Source organism: Frankia sp. AiPs1 (assembly GCF_023716945.1).
GTDB lineage: Bacteria > Actinomycetota > Actinomycetes > Frankiales > Frankiaceae > Frankia.
In genome coordinates this window covers 1-4,130 of sequence record NZ_JAMQQF010000532.1, presented here as the reverse complement: position 1 = coordinate 4,130, position 4,130 = coordinate 1, and the positions used below count along the sequence as shown (strand labels likewise).

Annotated in this window: 3 protein-coding genes; all 3 read right to left on the bottom strand. The window is 72.0% G+C overall.

The annotated features are described in order from the left end of the window. Positions 1-452 precede the first annotated feature (452 nt). Genes ND748_RS26790 through ND748_RS26780 form a run of 3 tightly spaced genes read right to left on the bottom strand, consistent with a single transcriptional unit; the run spans position 453 to position 3,963 of the window. Positions 453-1,253: a DNA-3-methyladenine glycosylase gene (locus ND748_RS26790; protein WP_251748991.1), complete on the bottom strand. Its 801-nt coding sequence runs from the start codon at positions 1,251-1,253 to the stop codon at positions 453-455. Next, complete coding sequence (argH, locus tag ND748_RS26785; RefSeq protein ID WP_251748990.1) at positions 1,238-2,764, bottom strand: argininosuccinate lyase; 1,527 nt, start codon at positions 2,762-2,764, stop codon at positions 1,238-1,240. The genes ND748_RS26790 and argH overlap by 16 nt, the downstream gene beginning before the upstream one ends. After that, entirely contained in the window at positions 2,761-3,963 is a 1,203-nt protein-coding gene (locus ND748_RS26780) for an argininosuccinate synthase (RefSeq protein WP_251748989.1), read from the bottom strand. The genes argH and ND748_RS26780 overlap by 4 nt, the downstream gene beginning before the upstream one ends. Positions 3,964-4,130 lie beyond the last annotated feature (167 nt).

Sequence of the window (4,130 nt, the reverse complement as noted above, 5' to 3'; positions counted from 1 at the left end):
ACCAGCCAGGCCATGAACGAGGTAAAACAATTGGCACTGACAATCGGCACGCTGTTGAGTTCTCAAGGAGCAGGCGCAGACGAGGTTATATCCGAAGATGTCCCACTCGTGCAGATTCCTAGCCACTTACGAAGTTTTGTGGAGCAGTGCTAGTCAGTACGCCCAAGAAGGGGCCGCCTCGCACTTGCTCTCCCCGAGCACCCTCCGAGGAGGGGCTCTGTCAGCGAGTGGAGCCGCCCTGTTCGGCGTCCGCCGTGCTGCGCTGACAGAGAGAACATTACGGGTGGATGACGGTGGCCGTCAAATCAATCCCCCACTCAGATGTGTGACCTATGTCACACCGCCCATGGAGGGGTTCGATGTGATGTTCTGATATGGGAGGCTTGGCGGTCTGGGCCAAGTTGGCGAGGAGGGCACGGCGCACCGTCCGTCCTCATCTGTCCCCTCGGCCGTCACCTGCGGCGACGGCCTGGCCGCGGGGAGCTGACCGACGGCTCACCCGCCAGCCAGAAGCGCCACGGACGCTCGGCCCCGGCGCTGATCCCCACCCGTGGGCCTCGTTCGATTCGTTGGCTCACCGTCCCCGGCTCCCCACCGCCGACTGGCGGCCCACCGCCCACCGCCGGTCCGCCGCCGAGCTCGGCGGCCGCGGACGCCGGCGGCAGGACCAGCAGAGGTCCGCCACCCGTGACCGGAGTTCCGGTCAACGAGGCAGCGACGCCGAGCACCCGCCCGAGTCGACCGGGCCCCCTGGCCAGGTCCCGGGCGGCGAGCATCGGCCAACGGGCCTGCGCCACCTCGCCGCCGTCGACGACCTCACCGGCCCGCAACAACACCGCCGACCCCTCCCCCGCCGGCCCGCAGACGACGTTGAGGCACCAGTGGATGCCATAGCTGAGGTAGACGTACGCCCGACCCGGCGGCCCGAACATCACCGCTGCCCGCGGGGTCGGCCCGCGGAAGGCGTGGGAGGCGGGATCGCCCAGGCCGCCGTACGCCTCGACCTCCGTGATCCGAACGGCGACCGGCCCGTGCCGGACCGTCGCACCGAGCAGATCCGGTGCCACGGCCAGCACGGGCCGGTCGAAGAAGCTCGCCGGGTACGGCGCCGGGCCGGCCACATGGGCGGCCGGCCCGGGAGCCTCGGGGGTCTTCGGTACCTCGGGAGGTCCAGCTACCTCGGAAGGCTCGGATACCTCGGGAGGCTCGGGCCCCTCAGGGAGCTCGACGGTCCCCGTCAGTCCACCGCCCATTCGCGGTCCCGGTCGAGGACCGGGCGTAGCGCCGCGAGCTGCTCACGCACGCGGTCCGGCGCGGTCCCGCCGGGGGCGGAGCGGGCCTGCAGCGCGCCGGAGACCGACAGCACGCTGCGCACGTCCGCGGTCAGCAACGGATTGATCACTGCGAGGTCGTCGTCGGACACACCGTCGAGGTCGACGTCGTGGGCGACGCACCAGGAGACGAGCTGGCCGACGGCCTCGTGCGCCTGCCGGAACGGTACGCCGCGGCGTACCAGGTACTCGGCGACGTCGGTCGCCAGCGCGAAGCCGTCCGGCGCGGCAGCGGCCAACCGCTCGCGGCGGACCCGCATCGTCGCGACGGTGCCCGTCAGCGCGGGCAACACCAGCAGCAGTGTGTCGACCGCGTCGAAGACCGGCTCCTTGTCCTCCTGCAGGTCCCGGTCATAGGCGAGCGGGAGCCCCTTGAGGGTGGCGAGGAAGCCGGTCAGCCCGCCGATGAGCCGACCGGACTTGCCCCGGGCGAGCTCGGCGACGTCCGGGTTCTTCTTCTGCGGCATGATCGAGCTGCCGGTCGCGAAAGCGTCGTCCAGCTCGACCCAGCCGAACTCGCGGGTCGTCCACAGCACGATCTCCTCGCCGAGGCGGGACAGGTGCACCCCGATCAGCGCGGCCACGAACAGGAACTCGGCGGCGAAGTCACGGTCCGACACGGCGTCGAGCGAGTTCTCGAACGCCCGGTCGAACCCCAGCTCGGCGGCGACGCCCCGCGGGTCCAGCGGCAGCGACGAGCCGGCCAGCGCCCCGGCACCGAGCGCGCTCACCGACGCCCGCCGGTCCCAGTCCCGCAGCCGGTCGGTGTCCCGCACGAACGCCTGCACGTGGGCAAGCAACTGGTGGCCGAACGAGATCGGCTGGGCGTGCTGCAGGTGGGTCATCCCCGGCGCCGGGGTGTCCACGTGCTGCCCGGCGACGGTGACCAGCGCCTGGGACAGCTCGGTCAGCCGGGCCGCCACCTGGCGGGCGTGCTCGCGCAGATACAGGCGCAGGTCGGTGGCGACCTGGTCGTTGCGGCTGCGGCCGGCGCGCAGCTTGCCGCCGAGTGCGCCGAGCCGCTCCAGCAGCCCGCGTTCGAGGGCGGTGTGGACGTCCTCGTCCTCGATCGTGGGCCGGAACCGGCCCTGGGCGACCGCGTCGGAAAGGTCGTCGATGGCGGCGAGCATCGCGGTGAGCTCGGCGTCGTCGAGCAGGTCAGCTCGGTGCAGCACCCGGGCGTGCGACTTCGAGGCGAGCAGGTCGTACGGCGCGAGCCGCCAGTCGAACTGGACGCTCACCGACAGCCGGGCGAGCGCCTCCGCCGGGCCGCCGGCGAACCGCCCGCCCCACAGCCGCATCGGCGCGCCGACCGACGCCCCGCCGGCGAGCACCCCCCCGGCGGGCGCGTCGGCGTCGGTAGCCCCGCCGGCGGTTGACTCCTCGGCCGGCTTCGGCGCCGTCGCGTCCTCGGAGCGATCCGTCGAGGTCACGAGTTCAGCCGCTGCTCGCGGGCCGCCCAGACCTTCGTCGGCAGGCCCCAGAGCTCGATGAACCCGCGCGCGTCACCCTGGTCGAACTGGTCGCCGGCGTCGTAGGTGGCCAGCGCGTGGTCGTAGAGGCTGCCCGGGCTACGCCGGCCGACGACCTGGGCGACCCCGCCCGCGAGCCGCAGCCGCACGTCCCCGTTGACCCCGGCGCTCGCCGAGTCGACGAAGGCGTCGAGGGCGGCCTTGAGCGGCGAGTACCACAGGCCGTCGTAGACGATCTCGCCCCAACGCTGGTCGACGCCCCGCTTGAACCGGGCGACGTCGCGCTCGAGGGTGAGGTCCTCCAGGTCACGGTGCGCGGTCAGCAGGGTGATCGCCGCCGGGCACTCGTAGATCTCCCGGCTCTTGATCCCGACCAGCCGGTCCTCGATCATGTCGATCCGGCCGACGCCGTGCGCGCCCGCGCGGGTGTTGAGCTCGGCGACAAGCTCCGCCAGCGGCAGGGAACGCCCGTCCAGGCCGGTCGGGATGCCGTCGGTGAAGGAGATCGTCACCTCGTCGGGGGTCCGGGCGACCGTCGGGTCCGCCGAGTAGACGAAGACGTCCTCCGGCGGCTGCGCCCACGGGTCCTCGAGGATGCCGCACTCGGCGGTGCGCCCCCACAGGTTCTGGTCGATGGAGTACGGCGAGCGCTTGGACACGTCGATGGGCAGCCCGCGCTCCTCGGCGAAGGCGATCGCCTTGTCCCGGGTCATGCCCGAGTCGCGCACCGGGGCGAGCACCTTCAACCCGGGGGCCAGCGCCGACACGCCGACCTCGAACCGCACCTGGTCGTTGCCCTTGCCGGTGCAGCCGTGGGCGATCGCGTCCGCGCCGTGCTCGCGGGCGGCCGCGACGAGGTGCTTGACGATGATCGGCCGCGACAGCGACGAGATCAACGGGTACCGGTCCATGTACAGAGCGTTGCTACGGATCGCCGGGGCGACGAAGGACTCGGCGAACTCCGTGCGGGCGTCGACCACGATCGACTCGACGGCGCCGCAGGTGAGGGCACGCTCGCGGATGGCCTCGAGGTCCTCGCCGCCCTGGCCGACATCGACCGCCAGCGCGACGACCTCGGCGCCGGTCTCGGCGCCGATCCAGCCGATGGCCACGGACGTGTCGAGGCCGCCCGAGTAGGCAAGCACGACGCGTTCGGTCACGGGACTTACTCCTTATGTCGGATTGCGCGAAAGATCATCATCAGGTGTGGTTGTGCCCGCCAGGGCCGCCCCGCCCACCGGCGGGGCGGCTCGGGCCGCCATCGCTCTGACCGAACAGATGATCGAAAATGCCGAGCATGATTCCCACGCCGATCGCCAGCACCCCG

Excerpts from the sequence above, each read along its gene's own strand:
- ND748_RS26790 (WP_251748991.1), bottom strand. The coding sequence starts at position 1,253 with ATGGGCGGTGGACTGACGGGGACCGTCGAGCTCCCTGAGGGGCCCGAG.